This window comes from Kitasatospora sp. NBC_01287, from assembly GCF_026340565.1.
Lineage (GTDB): Bacteria > Actinomycetota > Actinomycetes > Streptomycetales > Streptomycetaceae > Kitasatospora.
In genome coordinates this window covers 3,662,179-3,681,666 of record NZ_JAPEPB010000001.1, presented here as the reverse complement: position 1 = coordinate 3,681,666, position 19,488 = coordinate 3,662,179, and the positions used below count along the sequence as shown (strand labels likewise).

The 19,488-nt window shown below is 75.0% G+C and carries 14 protein-coding genes; 11 read left to right on the top strand and 3 right to left on the bottom strand.

Annotated elements, in window-relative coordinates; genetic code table 11:
• Positions 1-79: 79 nt before the first annotated feature.
• From OG455_RS15380 to OG455_RS15365, 4 genes are all read left to right on the top strand, one after another.
• Positions 80-454 carry an MGMT family protein gene (locus OG455_RS15380; protein WP_266294042.1) on the top strand — a complete coding sequence of 125 codons (375 nt, stop codon included), beginning with the start codon at positions 80-82 and terminating at the stop codon, positions 452-454.
• 201 nt (positions 455-655) lie between these two features.
• Positions 656-4,045 carry an ATP-dependent DNA helicase gene (locus OG455_RS15375; RefSeq protein ID WP_266294040.1) on the top strand — a complete coding sequence of 1,130 codons (3,390 nt, stop codon included), beginning with the start codon at positions 656-658 and terminating at the stop codon, positions 4,043-4,045.
• Positions 4,046-4,208: 163 nt separating this feature from the next.
• Positions 4,209-7,457, top strand: a complete 3,249-nt coding sequence (locus OG455_RS15370; protein WP_266300799.1) for an ATP-dependent DNA helicase — start codon at positions 4,209-4,211, stop codon at positions 7,455-7,457.
• Positions 7,458-7,652: 195 nt separating this feature from the next.
• Positions 7,653-8,867, top strand: coding sequence for a PP2C family protein-serine/threonine phosphatase (locus tag OG455_RS15365; RefSeq protein ID WP_266294038.1), 1,215 nt, complete (start codon positions 7,653-7,655; stop codon positions 8,865-8,867).
• A gap of 41 nt (positions 8,868-8,908) precedes the next feature.
• Here the strand turns inward: OG455_RS15365 and OG455_RS15360 are convergent, their stop codons facing one another.
• From OG455_RS15360 to OG455_RS15350, 3 genes are all read right to left on the bottom strand, one after another.
• Positions 8,909-9,553 carry a hypothetical protein gene (locus OG455_RS15360; RefSeq protein ID WP_266294036.1) on the bottom strand — a complete coding sequence of 215 codons (645 nt, stop codon included), beginning with the start codon at positions 9,551-9,553 and terminating at the stop codon, positions 8,909-8,911.
• A 14-nt stretch (positions 9,554-9,567) separates the two neighbouring features.
• Positions 9,568-9,861 carry a hypothetical protein gene (locus tag OG455_RS15355; protein ID WP_266294034.1) on the bottom strand — a complete coding sequence of 98 codons (294 nt, stop codon included), beginning with the start codon at positions 9,859-9,861 and terminating at the stop codon, positions 9,568-9,570.
• A 128-nt stretch (positions 9,862-9,989) separates the two neighbouring features.
• The gene (locus tag OG455_RS15350; RefSeq protein WP_266294032.1) at positions 9,990-10,961 is read right to left on the bottom strand and encodes an endonuclease/exonuclease/phosphatase family protein; all 972 of its coding nucleotides are present in this window, start codon (positions 10,959-10,961) and stop codon (positions 9,990-9,992) included.
• A 63-nt stretch (positions 10,962-11,024) separates the two neighbouring features.
• On the opposite strand from OG455_RS15350, the gene OG455_RS15345 reads away from it, so the two are divergent.
• The 7 genes from OG455_RS15345 to OG455_RS15315 all read left to right on the top strand — a co-directional run bounded on the left by OG455_RS15345 (position 11,025) and on the right by OG455_RS15315 (position 19,470).
• Positions 11,025-11,645 carry a PadR family transcriptional regulator gene (locus OG455_RS15345; RefSeq protein WP_266294030.1) on the top strand — a complete coding sequence of 207 codons (621 nt, stop codon included), beginning with the start codon at positions 11,025-11,027 and terminating at the stop codon, positions 11,643-11,645.
• Positions 11,642-12,415, top strand: a complete 774-nt coding sequence (locus tag OG455_RS15340; RefSeq protein ID WP_266294028.1) for an ABC transporter ATP-binding protein — start codon at positions 11,642-11,644, stop codon at positions 12,413-12,415. Before OG455_RS15345 ends, OG455_RS15340 begins: the two co-directional genes overlap by 4 nt.
• The gene (locus tag OG455_RS15335; protein WP_266294026.1) at positions 12,412-15,192 is read left to right on the top strand and encodes an FtsX-like permease family protein; all 2,781 of its coding nucleotides are present in this window, start codon (positions 12,412-12,414) and stop codon (positions 15,190-15,192) included. The genes OG455_RS15340 and OG455_RS15335 overlap by 4 nt, the downstream gene beginning before the upstream one ends.
• Positions 15,193-15,303: 111 nt before the next feature.
• Positions 15,304-16,716, top strand: a complete 1,413-nt coding sequence (locus tag OG455_RS15330; protein WP_266294024.1) for a dipeptidase — start codon at positions 15,304-15,306, stop codon at positions 16,714-16,716.
• Between the two features lie 29 nt (positions 16,717-16,745).
• Positions 16,746-17,687 carry an NAD(+) diphosphatase gene (gene nudC / locus OG455_RS15325; RefSeq protein WP_266294022.1) on the top strand — a complete coding sequence of 314 codons (942 nt, stop codon included), beginning with the start codon at positions 16,746-16,748 and terminating at the stop codon, positions 17,685-17,687.
• A gap of 218 nt (positions 17,688-17,905) precedes the next feature.
• Positions 17,906-18,778: a GntR family transcriptional regulator gene (locus tag OG455_RS15320; RefSeq protein WP_266294020.1), complete on the top strand. Its 873-nt coding sequence runs from the start codon at positions 17,906-17,908 to the stop codon at positions 18,776-18,778.
• A gap of 110 nt (positions 18,779-18,888) precedes the next feature.
• Complete coding sequence (locus OG455_RS15315; protein WP_266294018.1) at positions 18,889-19,470, top strand: GNAT family N-acetyltransferase; 582 nt, start codon at positions 18,889-18,891, stop codon at positions 19,468-19,470.
• The last annotated feature ends 18 nt before the right edge of the window (positions 19,471-19,488 follow it).

Below are 19,488 nucleotides of genomic sequence, written 5' to 3'. Positions count from 1 at the left end.
ACCGGACAGGGGCCGGACCGGGCGCGGCGAATACCCCGTGGGGGCTCCGTGACTGGTCCGGATGGGCAAGAATGCCCGAATGACGGACAACAGCGCGGGGCCGCGCCCCGCTGCCCAGCTGCCCCCGTTCGCCGAGCTGGTGCTCGAACTGATCGACCGTATCCCGCCGGGGCGGGTGATGACGTACGGGGACGTCGCCGAGTACCTCGGCCAGGGCGGCCCGCGCCAGGTCGGCCGGGTGCTGGCGCTCTACGGCGGCACCGTCGCCTGGTGGCGGGTGATCAGGGCGGACGGCGCGCTGCTGCCCGGCCACGAGCAGCGGGCGCTGGCCGCCTACCGGCAGGAGGGGACGCCGCTGCGCAGCACCGCGGGCCGTGGTCCGGCCCCGGGCTCGCAGGCGGCCGAGGACCTGCCGCGGATCGACCTGCGGCAGGCCCGCTGGGACGGGCAGTAGCGCGGGCACACCAGCATCCTGCCTCTTCGAGGGGCCCGGCGGGGCGTCCGCGGGCGCACCCGGTGCCACGCGCGCCGGTGGATCCGGCAAGCTCCCGGAGCCGCTCGGTTAGGCTCTAAGACCGACCGCCGGTCGGTCCAAGACTCGCTCGCGATCCGCGCCGGATCCGCCGAGGACCCGTTGCCGATCCGCAGGACTCCCGTGGCCTCCCCCTACCGATTGGTGCGCAGCCCGCTCGCGACGCCCGAGCCGCCCGTGCTGGACGAGTACCAGCGCGCGGTGGCCGAGCACGCCGGCGGGCCGCTGCTGGTGCTCGCGGGGCCCGGCACCGGCAAGACCACCACGCTGGTCGAGGCGGTGGCCCGGCGGGTCGAGCGGGGCACCGATCCCGAGCGGATCCTGGTGCTGACCTTCAGCCGCAAGGCCGCGATGGAGCTGCGGGACCGCCTGGCGGTGCGCCTGGCGGCGGCCCCGCAGGCCACCACCTTCCACTCGTTCTGCTACGCGCTGCTGCGCGCGCACCAGGAGCCCGAGCGGTTCGCCGAGCCGCTGCGGCTGCTCTCCGGGCCCGAGCAGGACGTGATGGTCCGCGAGCTGCTGGCCGGCGGGGCCCAGGACGCGGCGGCCGGCGGCGGAGCCGGGATCAGCTGGCCGCTGGACCTGCGGGCCTGCCTGACCACCCGCGGCTTCGCCGACGAGGTGCGCGCGGTGCTGGCCCGCAGCCGCGAGCTGGGCCTCGGCGAGGCCGAGCTGGCCAGGTTCGCCCGCGGCGTGCAGCGGCCGGACTGGGCGGCGGCCGCGCACTTCCTGGCCGAGTACCTGGACGTGCTGGACCTGCGCGGGGTGCTGGACTACGCGGAGCTGGTGCACCGCGCGGTGCTGCTCGCCGAGCGGGCCGGCAGGGCCGGCGGGGCGGACGGGGCCGGTGGCGCAGGCGGGGCCGCCGAGGACCTGGCCGCCCGCTACGACGTGGTCTTCGTGGACGAGTACCAGGACACCGACCCCGCCCAGGTCCGGCTGCTGCGGCAGCTGGCGGGCGACGGGCGCGACCTGGTGGTGGTGGGCGACCCCGACCAGTCGATCTACGCGTTCCGGGGGGCCGACGTGAACGGCATCCTGGACTTCCCGCAGCAGTTCCGGCAGCGCGACGGGCGGCCGGCCGAGGTCAGGGTGCTGCGGGTCGCCCGCCGTTCGGCGCCGGTGCTGCTGGCGGCCTCGCGCGAGCTGGCCCGGCGGATGCCGATGAGCCGACTGCCCGCCGAGAAGCTGGCCCAGCACCGGGCCCTGCTGCCCGGGCGGCCCGGAGCCGCCGGGAAGGTCGAGGTCTACACCTACCCGACCCCGGGCACCGAGCTGGAGAGCGTCGCCGACCTGCTGCGCCGCGCGCACCTGGAGGACGGCGTGCCGTGGGGCGAGATGGCGGTGCTGGTCCGGGCCGGCGCGCGGGCCATCCCCGGGGTGCGGCGGGCGCTGAGCGCGGCCGGCGTCCCGCTGGAGGTCGACGGCGACGACCTGCCGCTGCGCGAGGAGCCGGCCGTGGTGCCGCTGCTGCTCGCGCTGCGGGTCTGCGCGGAGGGGGCCGTGCGGCAGAAGCCCGCGGCCGAGGACGCTGTCGAGGAGACCTCGCCCCCGCCGCCGGACCCGCTCACCGTCGAGCTGGCCCAGACCCTGCTCACCGGCCCGCTGGGCGCGCTGGACGGCTCCGACCTGCGCCGCCTGGGCCGCGCGCTGCGCGAGGAGGAGCGGGCGGCGGCCAGGGAGGCCGCCCGGGACGCCGCCCGGGACCAGGCCGGCGCCCTGCTGCGCCCCTCGGACGAGCTGATCCGCGAGGCGCTCGCCAACCCCGAGCAGTTGGTCACCCTCGACCTGCCGGCCGCCCGCCGGGCGCGTGAGCTGGGCATGCTGCTGCGCAAGGTGCGCGACCGGCTGGCCGGCGGCGGCACCGCCGAGGACGCGCTCTGGGACCTCTGGGACGGCAGCCCGCGCTGGCGCGAGCGCCTGGAGCGGTCGGCGCTGCGCGGCGGCACCGTGGGCCGCAACGCCGACCGCGACCTGGACGCGCTCTGCGCCCTCTTCGAGACCGCCGCCCGTGCCGAGGACCAGGTCACCGGCCACCGCGGCGCCCTCGACCTGCTCGCCGAGGTCGAGGCCCAGGACATCGCGGCCGACACCCTCACCGTGCGCACCGCCCGCGCCGAGGCGGTGCGGCTGATGACCGCGCACCGGTCCAAGGGGCTGGAGTGGCGCGTGGTCGTGGTGGCCGGCGTCCAGGAGGGGCTCTGGCCCGACCTGCGCCGGCGCGGTTCGCTGCTGGAGGCGGACCGGATCGGCCGCGACGGCCTGGCCGAGCCGCTCAGCCCGGGCGCGCTGCTCGCCGAGGAGCGCCGCCTCTTCTACGTGGCCGCGACCAGGGCCAAGGAGCGGCTGATCGTGACCGCCGTCAAGGCTCCGGCCGAGGACGGTGACGAGCCCTCCCGGTTCCTGCGCGAGCTCTACCGCGAGGAGCTCGACCCCCGCACCGGCAAGCCGCTGCGCCGCCTGCCCGAGGTCATCGTCGAGGACGTCACCCACCGCCCGCGCCGCCCGCTCTCCGTCGCCGCCCTGGTGGCCGAGCTGCGCGCGGTGACCGTCGACCCGGGCCGCTCGCCGGAGCTGCGCCGCGCCGCCGCCGAGCGGCTGGCCGTCCTCGCGGGCGCGCGCGGCGAGGACGGCGCCGCGCTGGTGCCCGCCGCCCACCCGGATCGCTGGTGGGGCATGGCGGAGGTGACCAGCAACCCGGTGCCGCTGCGCGAGCCGGACCGCCCGATCCAGCTCTCCGGCAGCGGGCTGGAGCAGCTCGACGCCTGCTCGCTGCAGTGGTTCCTGACCAAGGAGGTCAACGCGCAGAGCGCCACCTCCGGCGCCCAGGGCTTCGGCAACGTGCTGCACGCGCTGGCCGACGAGGTCGGCTCCGGGCGCACCCCGGCCGACCTCGCGGTGCTGCTGGAGCGGCTCGACACCGTCTGGGACGCGCTGGCCTTCGACGCGCCCTGGAAGTCGACCCAGGAGAAGGTCCAGGCCAGGGCCGCGCTGGAGCGCTTCCTGCACTGGCACGTGCTGGAGCGCGGGCGCGTCACCCTGGCCACCGAGCACGGCTTCGACCTGACCCTGCCGGTCGGTGAGCTGGCGGTGCGGATCCGCGGCGTGATGGACCGGGTCGAGCAGGACGCGGGCGGGCGGGCGTACGTGGTCGACTTCAAGACCGGCAAGCGGGCCCCGAGCGACAAGTCGCTGCCCGAGCACAAGCAGCTGGCGGTCTACCAGCTGGCGGTGCGCGAAGGGGCGCTGGACGAGCTGGTCAACGCCCGCCCGGAGCTGGGCGGTGCCGAGCTGGTCCAGCTGCGCTTCGAGGACAAGAAGCTCCCCGAGGCGCCCAAGGTGCAGCACCAGCCGCCCCCCGAGGGCGAGCCGTGGATCGAGAACCTGCTCGCCGACGCCGCCGGCCGGGTGCTGGCCGAGCGCTTCGTCCCCACCACCGGCGACGGCTGCGGCAACTGCGGCTTCAAGCGCAGCTGCTCCGCCCAGCCCGACGGCCGCCAGCTGGTCGACTGACGTTGCCCCCGGCCGCCCCGGCCGCCCCGGCCTGACTGGCCTGACCACCCCGGCCTGACCGCCCTGGCTTGACTGGCCTGACCGCCCTGGCCTGACCACCCCGGCCTGACCATCCTGGCCTGACCACCCGCTCCCGGCCGCGCTGTCCGTGCCGCCGACTACCGTGGTGGCCATGCTCACCCACCCCGGCCAGCTCAAGGAGCTGCTCGGCATCCCCTTCAACCGGGAGCAGATGCTGGCCATCGGCGCCCCGCTGGAGCCTGCCGTGATCGTGGCCGGGGCCGGGTCGGGCAAGACCACGGTGATGGCCGCCCGGGTGGTCTGGCTGGTCGGCTCCGGTGCGGTGCGCCCCGAGCAGGTGCTCGGGCTGACCTTCACCAACAAGGCCGCCGCCGAACTGGCCGAGCGGGTGCGCACCGCGCTGGCCCGGGCCGGTCTGCGGGAGCCGGCCGTGCCCTTCGAGCAGCCGGTCGGGGCGGCGGACCACGGTGAGCTGGACCACGGGGAGCCGGAGATCTCCACCTACCACGCCTTCGCCGGCCGGCTGCTCAAGGAGCACGGCCTGCGGATCGGCATCGAGCCGGACGTCCGGCTGCTGGCCGACGCCACCCGGTTCCAGCTGGCCGCCCGGGTGCTGCGGTCGGCGCGCGGGCCGTTCCCGCAGCTCAAGGACCGCTTCTCGGCCCTGGTGAGCGAGCTGACCGCGCTCGACGGCGAGCTGGCCGAGCACCTGGTCGAGCCCGCCGCGCTGCGCGCCTTCGACACCGCGCTGCTGGCGGAGCTGGCCGGGGCCAGGCTGACCAACCAGGAGCTGCGGGACGTCCCCGAGGCAGCCCTGGGCCGTCAGCAGCTGCTCACCCTGGTCGAGGAGTACCGCCGCCGCAAGCACGCGGCCGGCCTGCTGGACTTCGGCGATCAGATCGCCGCCTCGGCCCGCCTGGCCCAGCAGCGCCCCGAGGTGGGGCGGCTGCTGCGCGAGCAGTACCGGGTGGTGCTGCTGGACGAGTACCAGGACACCTCGGTGGCCCAGCGGCTGCTGCTGGCCGGGCTCTTCGGCGCCACCGGGGCACACCCGGGCGGCCACCCGGTGACCGCCGTCGGTGACCCGTGCCAGGCGATCTACGGCTGGCGCGGCGCCTCGGTGGCCAACCTGGACGACTTCCCGCGCCACTTCCCCAAGGCCGACGGCACCCCGGGCGCCCGCTACGCGCTCAGCGAGAACCGCCGCAGCGGCGGCCGCCTGCTGGCCTTCGCCAACGAGCTGGCGGCCCCGCTGCGGGCCCGCCACGCGGGCGTCGAGGCGCTGCGCCCCGCACCCGGGGCGGAGCTGGACGGCTTCGCCCGGGTGGCGCTGCTGCCCACCCACGCCGAGGAGATCGACTGGCTGGCCGACTCGATCGCCCACCTGGTCCGCACCGGCACCGCGCCGGGGTCGATCGCGGTGCTCTGCCGCGGCGGCGCGGCCTTCCCCGACATCCACGCCGCGCTGGTGGTCCGCGAGGTCCCGGTGGAGGTGGTTGGCCTGGGCGGGCTGCTCCAACTGCCCGAGGTGGCCGACCTGGTCGCGGTCTGCGAGGTGCTCCAGGATCCGACCGCCAACGCCGCCCTGGTCCGGCTGCTGATCGGCCCGCGCTGGCGGATCGGCCCGCGCGACCTGGCGCTGCTGGGCCGGCGTGCCGCCCAGCTGGTCCGCTCGGCCCGCTCGGCGGGCGGTGACGCCTTGGCGGCCGCCGTCGCCGAGACCGACCCGACCGAGGTGGTCTCGCTCAGCGACGCGCTGGAGAGCTTCCTGGAGGCGGCCCAGCCGGACGAGCTGCCGTTCTCGCCGCAGGCCAGGACCCGCTTCGCGCACCTCGCCAGGGAGATCCGCGACCTGCGCCGCGCCCTGGCCGAGCCGCTGATGGACGTGCTGCACCGGGTGCTCGCCGCCACCGGCCTCGACGTCGAGCTGGCCGCCTCCCCGCTCGCGCTGGCCGCCCGCCGCCGCGAGACGCTGAGCGCCTTCCTGGACGTCGCGGCCGGCTTCGCCGACCTGGACGGCGATCCGGGTCTCACCGCCTTCCTGGCCTTCCTTCGCGCGGCCGAGGAGTACGACCGGGGCCTGGACAGCAGCCTGCCCGGCGGTGAGGACACCGTGAAGGTGCTCACCGTGCACAAGTCCAAGGGCCTGGAGTGGGAGGTGGTGGCGCTGCCCGGGCTGGTCAGGGGCGCCTTCCCGAGCAGCCGCGGCCGCGAGCGCTGGACCAGCCGCCGCCCGGTGCTGCCCTACCCGCTGCGCGGCGACGCGGCCACCCTGCCCGAGGTCGGGAGCTGGACGGCCAAGGGCATGACCGCCTTCAAGGCGTCGCTGAAGGACCAGACCGCCACCGAGGAGCTGCGCCTTGGCTACGTCGCGGTGACCCGGCCGCGCTCGCTGCTGCTGGCGGGCGGCCACTGGTGGGGCCCCACCCAGAGCACCCGGCGCGGTCCCTCCGAGTATCTGGAGGCGCTGCGCGCGCACGCCGAGCTGCCCGGCGCGGGGGAGGTGGAGCACTGGGCCGAGCCGCCCCTGGAGGATGCCGAGAACCCGGTGCTGCGCCCGGCCGGCGAGACCCCGTGGCCGCTGCCGCTGGACCAGGGCGCCCAGCTCGCCCGCCGCCGGGTGGCGCAGGTGATCGGCGCCCGGCTGGCCGGTGCCCCGGCACCGCGGCCCGAGCGGCTGGCCCCCGAGGAGCAGCGCCAGGTGGACTCCTGGGACCGCGACCTGACCGCGCTCCTCGGCGAGCTGGAGCGGGCCCGGCGCACCGGGCGCACGGTGCCGCTGCCGCCGGCCCTCTCGGCCACCCAGCTGATGCGGCTGGCCGCCGATCCGGACGGGCTGGCCCAGGAGCTGGCCCGCCCGCTGCCCCGCCCGCCGGCCGGCGCCGCCCGCCGCGGCACCCGCTTCCACGCCTGGATCCAGGCCCAGTACGCCCCGCTGCCGCTGCTCGAACCGGACGCGTTGCTGGGCCCCGAGGACGCGACGGACGACGGGATCGAGGACGAGCACGATCTGGAGCGGCTCAAGGAGGCGTTCCTGCACGGCCCGTACGCGCGTCGGCGCCCCTACCGGGTGGAGGCCCCGGTGCAGGTGGTGCTCGGCGGCCGGGTGGTGCGCGGCCGGATCGACGCGGTGTACCGGGAGCGTGACGGCGACGCTGGGTCACAGGGTGGCTACCGGTACGAGGTGGTCGACTGGAAGACCGGCCACCGGGAGGAGGCCGACCCGCTGCAGCTGGCCGTCTACCGGCTGGCCTGGGCCGAGCAGCGCGGGGTGCCGCTGGAGCAGGTCACCGCGGCGTTCTGCTACATCCGCAGCGGTCGGATCGAAAGACCGGTAGGACTTCCTGACCGGATTGCGTTGGAAACGCTTCTGGTCGGGAAGAGTGACTAATAGGTCACAGAGAGCATCCAACTCGTCACGGAGTCGCGCGAAACCGATGCGTCGTGCACGTTTCGCGCCTATTGTGGGGTCGGTAACCGGTCACCCGCGTCTGCTCGGCCGCCGGACAGGCCCCATTTCCTCACCCTCAGTCATCGTCGCAGGTGCTCAGCGAGCACCGGGCGCCTTCTGCTGGAGACACCTAAGTTGAGCGCCGCCGGGAAGTTGAGCGCGATCGGATGGTTCCGCGACCGGTTCGCCGGTCCGACCCGGGGTCCGGCCACCGTCCGTTCGACGGGGACCTGGCCCAGGACCGCCCTGGCCCTGCCGTTCATCGGCATGGCCCTGGTGGTCTGCCTGGACTACTTCAGCACCATCGAGGTGACCGTCGAACCGGCGCTCACCGCCGTGCCGGCGCTGGCGGCGATCGTCAGCCGCCGGGTCTGGTACCCGATCCTGACCGGCTTCCTGGCCGAGCTGGCCGCCTTCGGCCTGGCCGGGTACAACCACGTGCTCGGCGAGTCGGTGCACAGTGCCACCATCTTCGCGATCGCCCTGGTCACCGCGATCAGCTGGGTCAGCGCCACGCTGCGGGTGCGGCAGGAGCAGGCGCTGGCCGACGCGCAGCTGGTGGCCGAGATCGCCCGCCGGGTGCTGCTGCGCTCGGTGCCCGACCGGGTGGGCAGCGTGCGGGCCGCCGTGCACTACGCGGCCGCCGCCGCGCACGCCCGCATCGGCGGCGACCTCTACGAGGTGGTCAACACCCGGCACGGGGTGCGCGCGGTGGTCGGTGACGTGCGCGGCAAGGGGCTGAACGCGGTGGAGACCGCCGCCGCCGTGCTGGGCGCGTTCCGCGAGGCCGCGCACCAGGAGCCGGCCCTGGACAAGGTGGCCGGCTGGCTGGCCGTCAGTCTGGACCGGGCGCTGCACGAGCACGACCACCCCGGGGTGGAGGAGGAGTTCGTCACCCTGGTGCTGATCGGGGTGGCGCCGGACGGCAGCGCCGAGATCGTCAACTGCGGCCACCCGGCCCCGCTGCTGCTGCGCGGCGACGGCTCGGTGCGGGCGCTGGAGCTGGCGGAAACGGTTCCGCCGCTGGGGGTGCTCGACCCGGCCGAGGTCGCGCCGCCGGTGCAGCGGGTCCCGTTCGAGCCCGGTGACCGGGTGCTGCTCTTCACCGACGGGGTGATCGAGGCCCGGGACCGGGCCGGCCGCTTCTACCCGCTGGCCGAGCGGCTGCCGGGCTGCGCGGCGGACGGCGACCCGTCGGAGGTGCTGCACCGGGTGCACGCCGACGTCGTGCGGCACGTCGGCCGGCAGCTCGGCGACGACGCGGCGATGCTGCTGCTCCAGTACGAGCCCGCGACCAGTGGGGCGCCGCAGCAGCTGCCGCACCAGAACGGCCGGCTGGCCCGCCAGTAGCGCGGGCCGGCCGACCCGCGCTACCGGCCGGCCGCCGGGGGCTACTCGATGGCGCGCCGGCTGCCGCTGAGGCCCGCGCGCCCGCCGGCCAGGGCGCCCCCGGCGCCGACCGGCCCACCGGAGACCGGGGCGCCACCGGTGCCGCCGCCGGGCGAGCCGGTCTGCCCGGTGCCCACCGTCGTCTGGGCGGCGCTCGCCAGCGCCTGGATCGCGCTCGCGTTCTGCGCGTCGACCGCCGAGGCCTGGGCGATGATGGCGGCCTGCGCGACCATCAGGTCGGCGCCCGCCTTGGCCTGGCGCTGCTGCTCGGAGTCGGTCGGCGGGGTCGGGGTCGGGGCCAGGGTCAGACTGCCGTCGGCACCCACCGTGTAGCCCCACTGGCTCGCCTGCTGCTCCCACTGCTGGAGCTGCGCCTGGCACTGCTCCAGCTGCTCGGCCCCCTCGGTCAGCGTGTAGCCGATCGCGTGCAGGTTGTCGGCGCCCGCGGCGAGCCGGCTCCGGGTCTGCTGGAGTTGCGGCAGCGCCTGCTCGGCGGCGCCGCCCTGCCAGTTCGCCCGGGTGCGGGCGACCACAGCGGCCTCCCAATTGTCGCACTGGGCGCCGAACCGGGTGCCCAGGTCGATGTAGCTGGTGGCGGTGCTGCTGAGTGAGCTCGGGCGCAGGGCGCTGAGCGTGGCGTAGTCCATGGTTCGTCTCCCCCCTACGGCTGGGCGTTGATGGTGCGGAAGCTGTCGGCGACGCTCCCGTTGGCGGTGCTAACGTTGTCGGCGCTGGTGACCAGGTTGCGCCCCTGGTTGTCCATGTCGGCGGCGAGCCTGTCGATCACCGCGTTCCAGCTGGTGGTGCAGGCGTCCAGCGCGGCGAGCGTGGCGGTGCCGCGCAGGCCGGCCGACGCCTGGTCGGTGGCCTGGTTCAGCTCGATCTTGCCCTGGGGCAGCTGTGCCCCGAGCGACTCGGCACTCTGCCCGGCCGCCTTGACCTGAGCCGGATTCATGCTGACGACCGTTGGTTCGACGTTCCTTGGCACGGCATCCCCCTCAACCCCGTGGTGACTACTGGCTGAGATTGAATCAGTTCGTCCTGTGGCAGGCCAGGTTGAGGTGGGGGCGATCAACGCCGCCGCTAAAGCTCCACCTCGACGAGCAGCGGCCGGTGGTCCGACACCCCGACCCGGGGCGCCGTGACGGTGCCCACCGCGGTGCGCGGCACGCCCACCGCGAGTACGTGGTCGAACTGCACGGCCGGGCGGTGCGAGGGATAGGTGGGGGTGCGGGCCAGGTCGTGCCAGCCGCGCAGTTGCGGGTGGCCCTCGCGCCCGGGGCGGCGGCGCAGGCCGGGCAGCGGGCGCGGGTGGCGGGCGGTGCGCGGCTCGCGCGGTCGGCGGCGGGCGCCGGGGGCGCGGTCCAGCGCGGTGGCCCCGCCGAGCACGGTGCGCGGCACCGGGCCGACCAGGTTGAAGTCGCCGAGCACCAGGTAGGGGCGGGGCAGGTCGGCGATCCAGCGGCGGATCCCGGCCAACTGCGCCATGTTCCAGCCGGGCACGAAGGAGAGGTGGGTGGCGACCACGGTGAACGGGCCGCGTTCGCCCTCCAGGACGGCCGCCAGTGCCGCGCGCGGCTCGTCCGGCACCGGGGTCAGCCCGCGCCGGCCGGCCACCCGCAGCGGCAGCCCGAACGGGGCGGGGGCGAACCGCCGGGCCCGCCAGTGCCGCACCGGCAGCCGGGTGAGCAGGGTGGTGCCGTAGGAGGGCAGCTCGATGGCGGTGGCCACCTCCTCGGGCCCGTAGACCCGCAGGCCCGGCACCGCGGGGTTGCGCAGCCAGCCGGCCACCGGCGCCGGGCGCCCGTGCAGAGCGGCGGCGAAGCGCCAGTCGGCGGCGCCCATCGCCGCCGCGGCCACCGCGCTCTGGTCGCTCAGGCCGGAGCGCTGCTGGTACCGGTCCACCTCCTGGAGCGCCAGCACGTCGGCGTCCAGCGCGGTGATCGCCGCGAAGAGCGGATCGGCGGCCTGCTCCGGATAGGGCAGCGGGGTGCCGTCGGCGGCCAGTGGCTGGCCGTGCAGCAGGTTGAAGGTCGCGATGCGTAGCGGGCTCACACCTGGTGACGGTACGCGAGAGCGGCTTGTGGCTTCGTTGCATACCGGGTATACATACCTGGTATGTCCATCAGACACGGCCTGCTCGCCCTGCTCGACCAGGGCCCCCGCTACGGCTACCAGCTGCGCATCGAGTTCGAGGCCCGCACCGGTGCCACCTGGCCGCTCAACGTCGGCCAGGTGTACACCACGCTCGGCCGCCTGGAGCGCGACGGCCTGGTCGTGCCGGACGGCGAGGACGAGGAGGGCCACCTCTTCTACGCCGTCACAGAGAAGGGACGCGCCGAGCTGCGCTCCTGGTTCGACACACCGGTGCCGCGGACCAATCCGCCCCGGGACGAGCTGGCGATCAAGCTCGCGATGGCGGTGACGGTGCCCGGGGTGGACGTGCACGCCGTGGTCCAGGGCCAGCGCCGGCACAGCATCCAGGCGCTGCAGGACTACACCCGGCTCAAGGCCCGGGCGCTGGCCGGCGAGGCCGCCGCCGGTGCCGCCGAGGGGGCCGAGCTGGCCTGGCTGCTGGTGCTGGAGCAGCTGATCTTCCAGGCCGAGGCCGAGGTCCGCTGGCTGGACCACTGCGAGACCCGGCTGGCCAACCACCACGAGCGGCAGGCCGCTGCCGCCGCCGCGCCTTCCGAAGCGCCCAAGCGGCGCCGGACCAAGCTGAACCTGGGGGAACGATGACAGACGCCGGTTTTCCCGACCGCACCGAGCCCGTGCTGCACCTCGAGCAGTTGAGCCGGGTGCACGGCCACGGAGCGGCCGAGGTGCACGCGCTGCGGCAGGTGGACCTGCGGGTCTACCCGGGTGAGTTCGTGGCGGTGATGGGTCCTTCGGGGTCCGGCAAGTCCACGCTGCTGACGCTGGCCGGTGGGCTGGACAGCCCGAGCAGCGGGCGGGTGCTGGTGGAGGGGCGCTCGCTGGGTGAGCTGTCGCGCCGCAAGCTGGCGGAGGTGCGGCGGCGGGCGGTGGGCTACGTGTTCCAGGACTACAACCTGATCCCGGCCCTGACCGCGGCGGAGAACATCATGCTGCCACGGGAGTTGGACGGGGTGTCGACCCGCACCGCGCGGCGCGAGGCGCTGGCGGCGCTGGCCGAGATAGGCATCGGTGAGCTGGCCGACCGGTTCCCCGACGACATGTCGGGCGGACAGCAGCAGCGGGTGGCGATCGCCCGGGCGCTGATCGGCGACCGCCGGCTGGTGCTGGCCGACGAGCCCACCGGGGCGCTGGACTCCACCACCGGGGAGAGCGTGCTCGCGCTGCTGCGGGCCCGCTGCGACGAGGGCGCGGCCGCCATGATGGTCACCCATGAGGCCCGCCACGCCGCCTGGGCGGATCGCGTGGTCTTCCTGCGTGATGGCCGCCTGGTCGACGAGACCGGCCGGCAGAGCCCCGAATCACTGCTGGTCACCGCTGCCACCAACAGCCTCAACCGCCCGGATCCGCGATGAGGTGGGTGAGTTGGCGGGTCGCGCTGCGGATCGCCCGGCGCGACGCGCTGCGGGCCAAGGGCCGCAGCCTGCTGGTGCTGGCCATGATCGCCCTGCCGATCCTCGGGGTGACCGGCGTCGACGTGACCTACCGCAGCAGCAACCTGACCGCCGCCGAGCAGGCGGACCGACAGCTGGGGCGCGCCGACCTGCTGCTCGAGTCGCACATGCGCGGCGGCACCGTCAGCCAGGCGCCGTTCGCCGGCGACGGCGAGAACGACTCGCCGGCCGGCCGGCAGCCCACCGAACAGCAGCGGCGCAGCCTGGGTACCGACCCGGCCCAGCTGGCCGCCCAACTGCTCCCGCCCGGTTCGGTGCTGACCCCGGTGGCGGGCGACCAGCGGATCTGGGCCACCAGCGTGCCCGGCCGGCTGCAGGTCACCGCGACCGAGGCCGACCTGACCGACCAGGTCTGGCGCGGCAAGCTCAACCTGATCCGCGGCAAGGCCCCGGTGGACGACCAGCAGATCGCCGTCACCCAGCGCTTCCTGGACGGCTCGGGACTGAAGGTCGGCGGCACCACCAAGCTGGCCGGCGTGGGTGACGCGCCCTTCACCATCACCGGCGTGGTCGAGTACCCCGACGAGCTCGGCCTGACCGCGGTGGTCACCCGCCCCGGCGTGTTGAGCCAGGGGCAACCGCAGGCCGCCCAGGCCGCCGACGGCTGGCTGGTGCGGCTGCCGGCCGGCACGACGGTCGACTGGGCCAAGGTCCAGGAACTGAACCAGTACGGCTTCGCGGCCACCTCGCGCAGCGTGGTGCTGCACCCGCCGGCCCGCGCCCAGGTGCCCTACTACGTGGCCCAGGACAACGCGTCGCACGGCAGCTACTTCAACAAGACCGCGGTGGTGATGCTGGTCACCGTGGCCGGCATGGCGCTGTTGGAGATCGTGCTGCTCGCGGGCCCCGCCTTCGCCGTCGGGGCCAGGCGCTCACGGCGTCAGCTGGGCCTGCTGGCCGCCGCGGGCGGAGACCGGGCCCAGGTGCGGGCGGTGGTGCTCGGTGGCGGCGTGCTGCTGGGCGTGGCCGGGGCGGTGACCGGCGTCGTGCTGGCCGTGCTGCTGGTGGCGCTCACCCGGCAGTGGACCGAGCCGCTGGCCGGTCGGCGGCTCGGGGCGCTGCGGCTGATGCCGCTCGACCTGCTCGGCATCGTGGCGATCGGCCTGGTCACCGGGCTGCTCGCGGCCCTCGTCCCGGCCGTCCAGGCCTCGCGGCAGGACGTGGTGGCCGCACTCACCGGGCGCGGCGCGGTCAAGCCGCCGTCCAAGAAGCTCACCCTGCTCGGGCTGCTGATGCTGGCCGGCGGGGCGGGGCTGGCGCTGCTCGGCGCGACCCGCGGGATGGGCAGCCGCAGCTCCGCGGTGCTCGGCGGCTCGATGATCGCCGAGTTGGGCATGGTCGCCTGCACCCCGATGGTGGTCGGCCTCTTCGGCAAGCTGGGCCGCTGGCTGCCGCTCGGCCCCCGGCTGGCGCTGCGCGACTCGGTGCGCCACCGCGGGCGGACGGCGCCGGCCGTGGCGGCCGTGATGGCGGCGGTGGCCGGGGCGGTCGCGGTCGGCATCTACTCCGCGAGCGCGGACGAGGAGGGCCGGCAGTCGTACACCCCCGCGGGGCCGGGCGGATCGGTCAGCCTCTCGGTCTTCTCGACGTCGCGCGGCGGCGTCGACGCGGCCACCGCCCGGGGGGCTGTCGAACGCGCGGTCTCCACCATCGGGCCGCGGGCCGACGTGTCGGCGCTGCGCTACCCGGCCGGCTGCGACGAGGCGGCAGGCCACTGCGGATACGCGATGGCGGTGGCCTCCCCGGCTGTCCGGTGCCCGCTGGACGACGGGCAGTACCACGACGGGACCGAGCGCCAGCAATCCTTCTCGGACCCGCGCTGCCTGACCGACCAGTTCGCGCCCGGCCGTTTCGGCTCGGTCGTGGTGGGCGACGCGAACCTGTTGCACAACCTCTTCGACCTGTCCGGCGGCGCCGCCCAGCAAGCGGTGGCCGACGGCAAGGCGGTGGTCTTCGACCCGCGGATGATCCAGGACGGCAAGGCCTTCATCCGGCTCCAGGATCCCTATCAGGACGGCCAGGACCCCTCCAAGGCGCCGCCGAGCCACGAGGTCACGGTCGACGCGGTGCTGGCGCCGGTGTCCGCGGCGCCCGCGCAGATGCTCATGCCGCCGCAGACCGCCGCCCGGCTCGGTCTGCAGCTCACCGACAGCGGCTCGATCTGGCGGCCGACCACGGCGTTGTCCTCGGCCGACGAGCAGCGGGCGAGCGCCGCGCTCGTGAACGCCGGCGGCGGCAATGCCAACCTGTACGTGGAGCGCGGCTACCACCCGGCGCACAGCCTGGTCGGGCTCGGCCTGACCGGCTTCGCCATCCTGGTGGCGCTGGGCGCGGCGGGCATCGCCACCGGTCTGGCCGCCGCCGACTCGCAGCAGGACCTGGCCACGCTGGCGGCGGTCGGAGCGGCGCCGCGGATCCGGCGCTCGCTCTCCGGCTTCCAGTGCGGGGTGATCGCCGCGATGGGAGCGGTGCTCGGCACGGTCTGCGGGATGGTGCCCGCGGTGGCGTTGCGGCGGATCGAGGGGATGGCCGATTCGCCGCTGGCCCACTCGCACACGGTGATCGCCTTCCCCTGGCTGAACATCGCGCTGACCCTGGTGGTGCTGCCGCTGCTGGCCGGATTGCTGGCCGGCGCGCTGACCCGCTCGCGGGTCACCCTGCTGCGGCGGGCCGCGTAGCGGGGCCGGTGGGGCGGGTAGGGCGAGGGGTGACGGAGGTTACACGTCGCCGCGGTCCGCGTCGCGGACCGCGGCGACATCCGGCGGGTCCGGCGAACTAAAGTCGTCCACATGACGAAAACCTCGGACAGCGTCGTCCGTTCCTTCATCGACCAGCACGAGGCAGCCTTCCTGGCCGACCTCGGCGAGTGGCTGCGGATCCCCTCCGTCGGGGCGGACCCGGAGCGGGCGGGCGATGTCCGCCGGTCGGCCGAGTGGCTGGTGGCGAAGCTCCGCGAGACCGGCTTCCCGGTCGCGGAGGTCTGGGAGTCCGACGGCCTGCCCGCGGTCTTCGCCGAGTGGCCCTCGGGCGAGTCCGATGCGCCCACCGTGCTGCTCTACGGTCACCACGACGTGCAGCCGGCCGCCAAGGAGGACGGCTGGGACACCGAGCCGTTCGAGCCGGTGGTGGTCGGCAACCGCCTCTACGCCCGGGGCGCGGCCGACGACAAGGGGCAGGTCTTCTTCCACACGCTCGGCCTGCGCGCCCACCTGGCCGCCACCGGGCGCACCGCGCCGGCCGTCAACCTCAAGCTGCTGATCGAGGGTGAGGAGGAGTCCGGATCGCCGCACTTCGGCGCCCTGCTGCGCCGGGAGGCGCACCGGCTCGCCGCCGATCTGGTCTTCGTCTCGGACACCGGGATGTGGAGCGAGAGCACTCCGACGGTCTGCACCGGCATGCGCGGCAAGGCCGACTGCCAGATCGACCTCTTCGGCCCGCTGAGCGACATCCACTCCGGCTCCTTCGGCGGCGCGGTGCCCAACCCGGCCACCACCGCCGCGGAGCTGGCCGCCGCGCTGCACGACGGCGACCGCCGGGTCGCGGTGCCGGGCTTCTACGACGGCGTCATCGAGCTGACCGAGCGGGAGCGCGAGCTCTTCGCCAAGCTCCCCTTCGACGAGGCGGGCTGGCTGGCGACCGCGAAGTCGCAGGCCACCCAGGGCGAGGCCGGCTACTCGACCCTGGAGCGGGTCTGGGCCCGGCCGACCGCCGAGGTGAACGGGATCTGGGGCGGCTACACCGGCCCCGGCAGCAAGACCATCGTGCCGGCCGCGGCGCACCTGAAGATCTCCTTCCGACTGGTGGCCGGGCAGGACCCGGAGCGGGTCGAGCGGGCCGTCGCCGACTGGGTGGCCGGGCAGCTGCCGGCCGGCATCCGGCACGAGATCAACTTCCGCGCGGCGACCCGCCCTTGCCTGACCCCGCTGGACCACCCGGCACTGCGGTCCACCGTGCGGGCGATGGAGCGGGCCTTCGAGCAGGAGATCCTCTTCACCCGCGAGGGTGGTTCCGGGCCCGCCGCCGACCTGCAGGACGTGCTCGGGGCGCCGGTGCTCTTCCTCGGCATCTCGGTGCCCTCGGACGGCTGGCACTCGGTCAACGAGAAGGTCGAGCTCGACCTGCTGCGCAAGGGCGTGGAGGTCGCCGCCCACCTCTGGGGCGACCTGGCCGAGAACTACCGGCCGGCGGCCGGCAACCACTGAAGACTCTGTGATCGGGGACGGATCAACGAATGAGTACCTTGCCTGACACCGAACTGCCGGCCGCCCTCCCGCTGGCCCGGGCGGGCGTGGACCGGGCCGCCCAGCACCGCCTGGACGAGCCCTGGCTGGCGGCGGCCTGGAGCCACCCCGCCACCAAGGTGCTGCCGATCTCCGGTGGCGAGGCGTTCGTGGTGGACACCGACACCGGTGCCGAGCTGGTCCTGCTGCCCTCCTTCGAGGCACCGCAGACCGGTGACCGCTACTTCCTGGGCACCGACGAGGAGGGGGTCTCCTACTTCGCGCTGGCCGGCGAGGCGCTGCCCGGTCGACTGGACGGCGACGCCCGCCCGGCCGGGCTGCGCGAGGTCGGCGGCACCCTCTCGGACCGGGACGCGGGCCTGCTGGTGCACGCGGTGGCGCTGGAGCACTGGCACCGGACGCACAGCTTCTGCTCGCGCTGCGGGCACCCGACCGAGAAGGCGGGCGCGGGTCACCTGCGCCGCTGCACCTCGTGCGCGGCCGAGCACTACCCGCGGACCGACCCGGCGGTGATCATGCTGATCACCGACGAGGAGGACCGCTGCCTGCTGGGACGCCAGGCGCTCTGGCCGGAGGGCCGCTGGTCCACCTTGGCCGGCTTCGTCGAGCCCGGTGAGTCGATCGAGCAGGCGGTGGCCCGCGAGGTCCTCGAGGAGGCCGGGGTGCGGGTCGGCGAGGTCGGCTACGTGGCCAGCCAGCCGTGGCCGTTCCCGGCCAGCCTGATGCTCGGCTTCATGGGCAGGGTCGCGCCGGGCGGCGCGGAGATCACGGTGGACGGCGAGGAGCTGGCCGAGGCGCGCTGGTTCTCCCGGGAGGACCTGCGGGCCGGCTGGGAGGCCGGGGAGATCGTGCCGCCCACGGGAATCTCGATCGCCCGGCACCTGATCGAGCGCTGGTACGGCGAGCCGATGCCGGGTACCGCCCGCTGGTAGCGGAAATAGCAAGGGGGGCGTGCGGAAATTAATCCGCGCCCTCTTTGCCGCTGCCCGGTCCCGCTCACCCGCACGGGTTGCCCTGGCCTGATGGCCCGACCGAAGCCGCAGGTCAGAGCCGTCCGGACGGGCCGCTGATCTATTGTTCGGCGGGCAATCATGGCCAATTATGGTCGGTTTAGCTGAGAGGGTCTGGGCGGAATCGCTACATTTCCAGGGTGACCATCTCCAGTGGCAGCGTTCCCTCTCCCAAGTACCAGCGACTGGCCGCCGACCTGCGCCGGCGGATCGCGGCCGGGGAGTGGCGCGGCGACACGGCGCTGCCCGTGGAGGCCGAACTGGAGCAGCAGTACGGCGTGGCCCGCAACACCGTCCGGCTGGCGGTGGACGTGCTGGTCAACGAGGGCCGGCTGGTGCGGCTGCAGGGCAAGGGGACCTTCCTGCGCGAGCACCCGGTGCTGGACCACCGCGCCTACGGCCCGCCGTTGGCCGGCGCGCCGGTCGCCGAGGTCGCCGTGGCGGTCCCCGGCCCCGCGGTCGCCGCCGGTGAGCCGCTGCTGCCCGCCCAGCGGGACGGCCTCTCCGCACCCAGCGCGGTCTACGCGGCCGAGGCGGACGCGGCCGGGCGGGCGCTGACCGCGGAGTTCGAGATGCTGATCGTGCGGGCCCGGGTGGACGTGGCCGAGCGGCTGGGCCTGCGGCCGGGGGAGGCGGTGGTGGTCCGGCGGCAGTTGCGGTTGCTGGACCGCGAGCCGTACTCGATCGAGGAGAGCCACTACCGGGCGGGGGTCGCGGCCGGCACCGCGCTGATGGAGCCCGATCCGGTGCCGGGCGGGGACGAGGCGGTGCTGGCCGCGCTCGGGCGGATCGAGGTCGGCGCGGTGGACCAGCTGGTCTCCCGGATGCCGGGCCCCGAGGAGGCGCAGTGGTTCCAAGGCGGACCCGGCATCCCGCTGCTGGTGCAGACCCGGGTCACCTACGACCGGCGCGGTCCGGTGCGGGTGATCGAGACCCGGTACTCGGCCGACCGCTGCCGCCTGGTCTACGGGCTGGGCGAGTTGGCGGCGCGGCCGCGCGCGGAGCGGGCGTGAGGGTGGGCCGCGCACGGCCGGTCGTGGAGGAACGACGTGGAGCAATGATCTTGACGGATCGGCGCGCGAGCGCCCTAAGGTGACGCGTTGTCAACGAGGGGAGCCCCAGCATGTCCACCGTCACCGCCTTCTTCACCCACGTACTCGGCCCGGACGCGGCCCTGATACCGAAGACCGAGGAGATCGCCGAGCAGTACCACGAGGTGCTGATCGCCAACCGTGAGCGGCTGGCCCGCTGGGAGCCGTGGGCGCGCGAGGAGCTGACCCCGCAGAGCACCCGCGAGTTCATCGGGCTGGAGGGCCGGGACTGGCTGGCCGGCGGCAGGCTGCCGGTGGTGCTGGCCGTCGCGGCGCCGGAGGGCCGCTGGGAGCCGGCCGGCTCGCTCAGCCTGCGGATCAACCAGGAGCTGGCCTCCGGGGAGCTGGGCTACTGGATCGCCGAGCAGTACGAGGGGCGCGGGCTGGTCCGGCGGGCCGCCGAGGTGATGCTCGACCAGGCCTTCGGGCCGTTCGGGCTCGGCCGGGTGCAGCTCAGCATCGAGGTCGGCAACGCCCGCAGCCGGGGTCTGGCCGAGCGGCTCGGATTCACCCAGGAAGGCGTGATCCGGCAGTCGATCGTCTTCCCCGAGGAGCGGCGCGACAAGGTCGTCTACGGGATGCTCCCCGAGGAGTGGCGGGCCCGGCGCGGCTGACCGCCCCGGCCCGCCGAC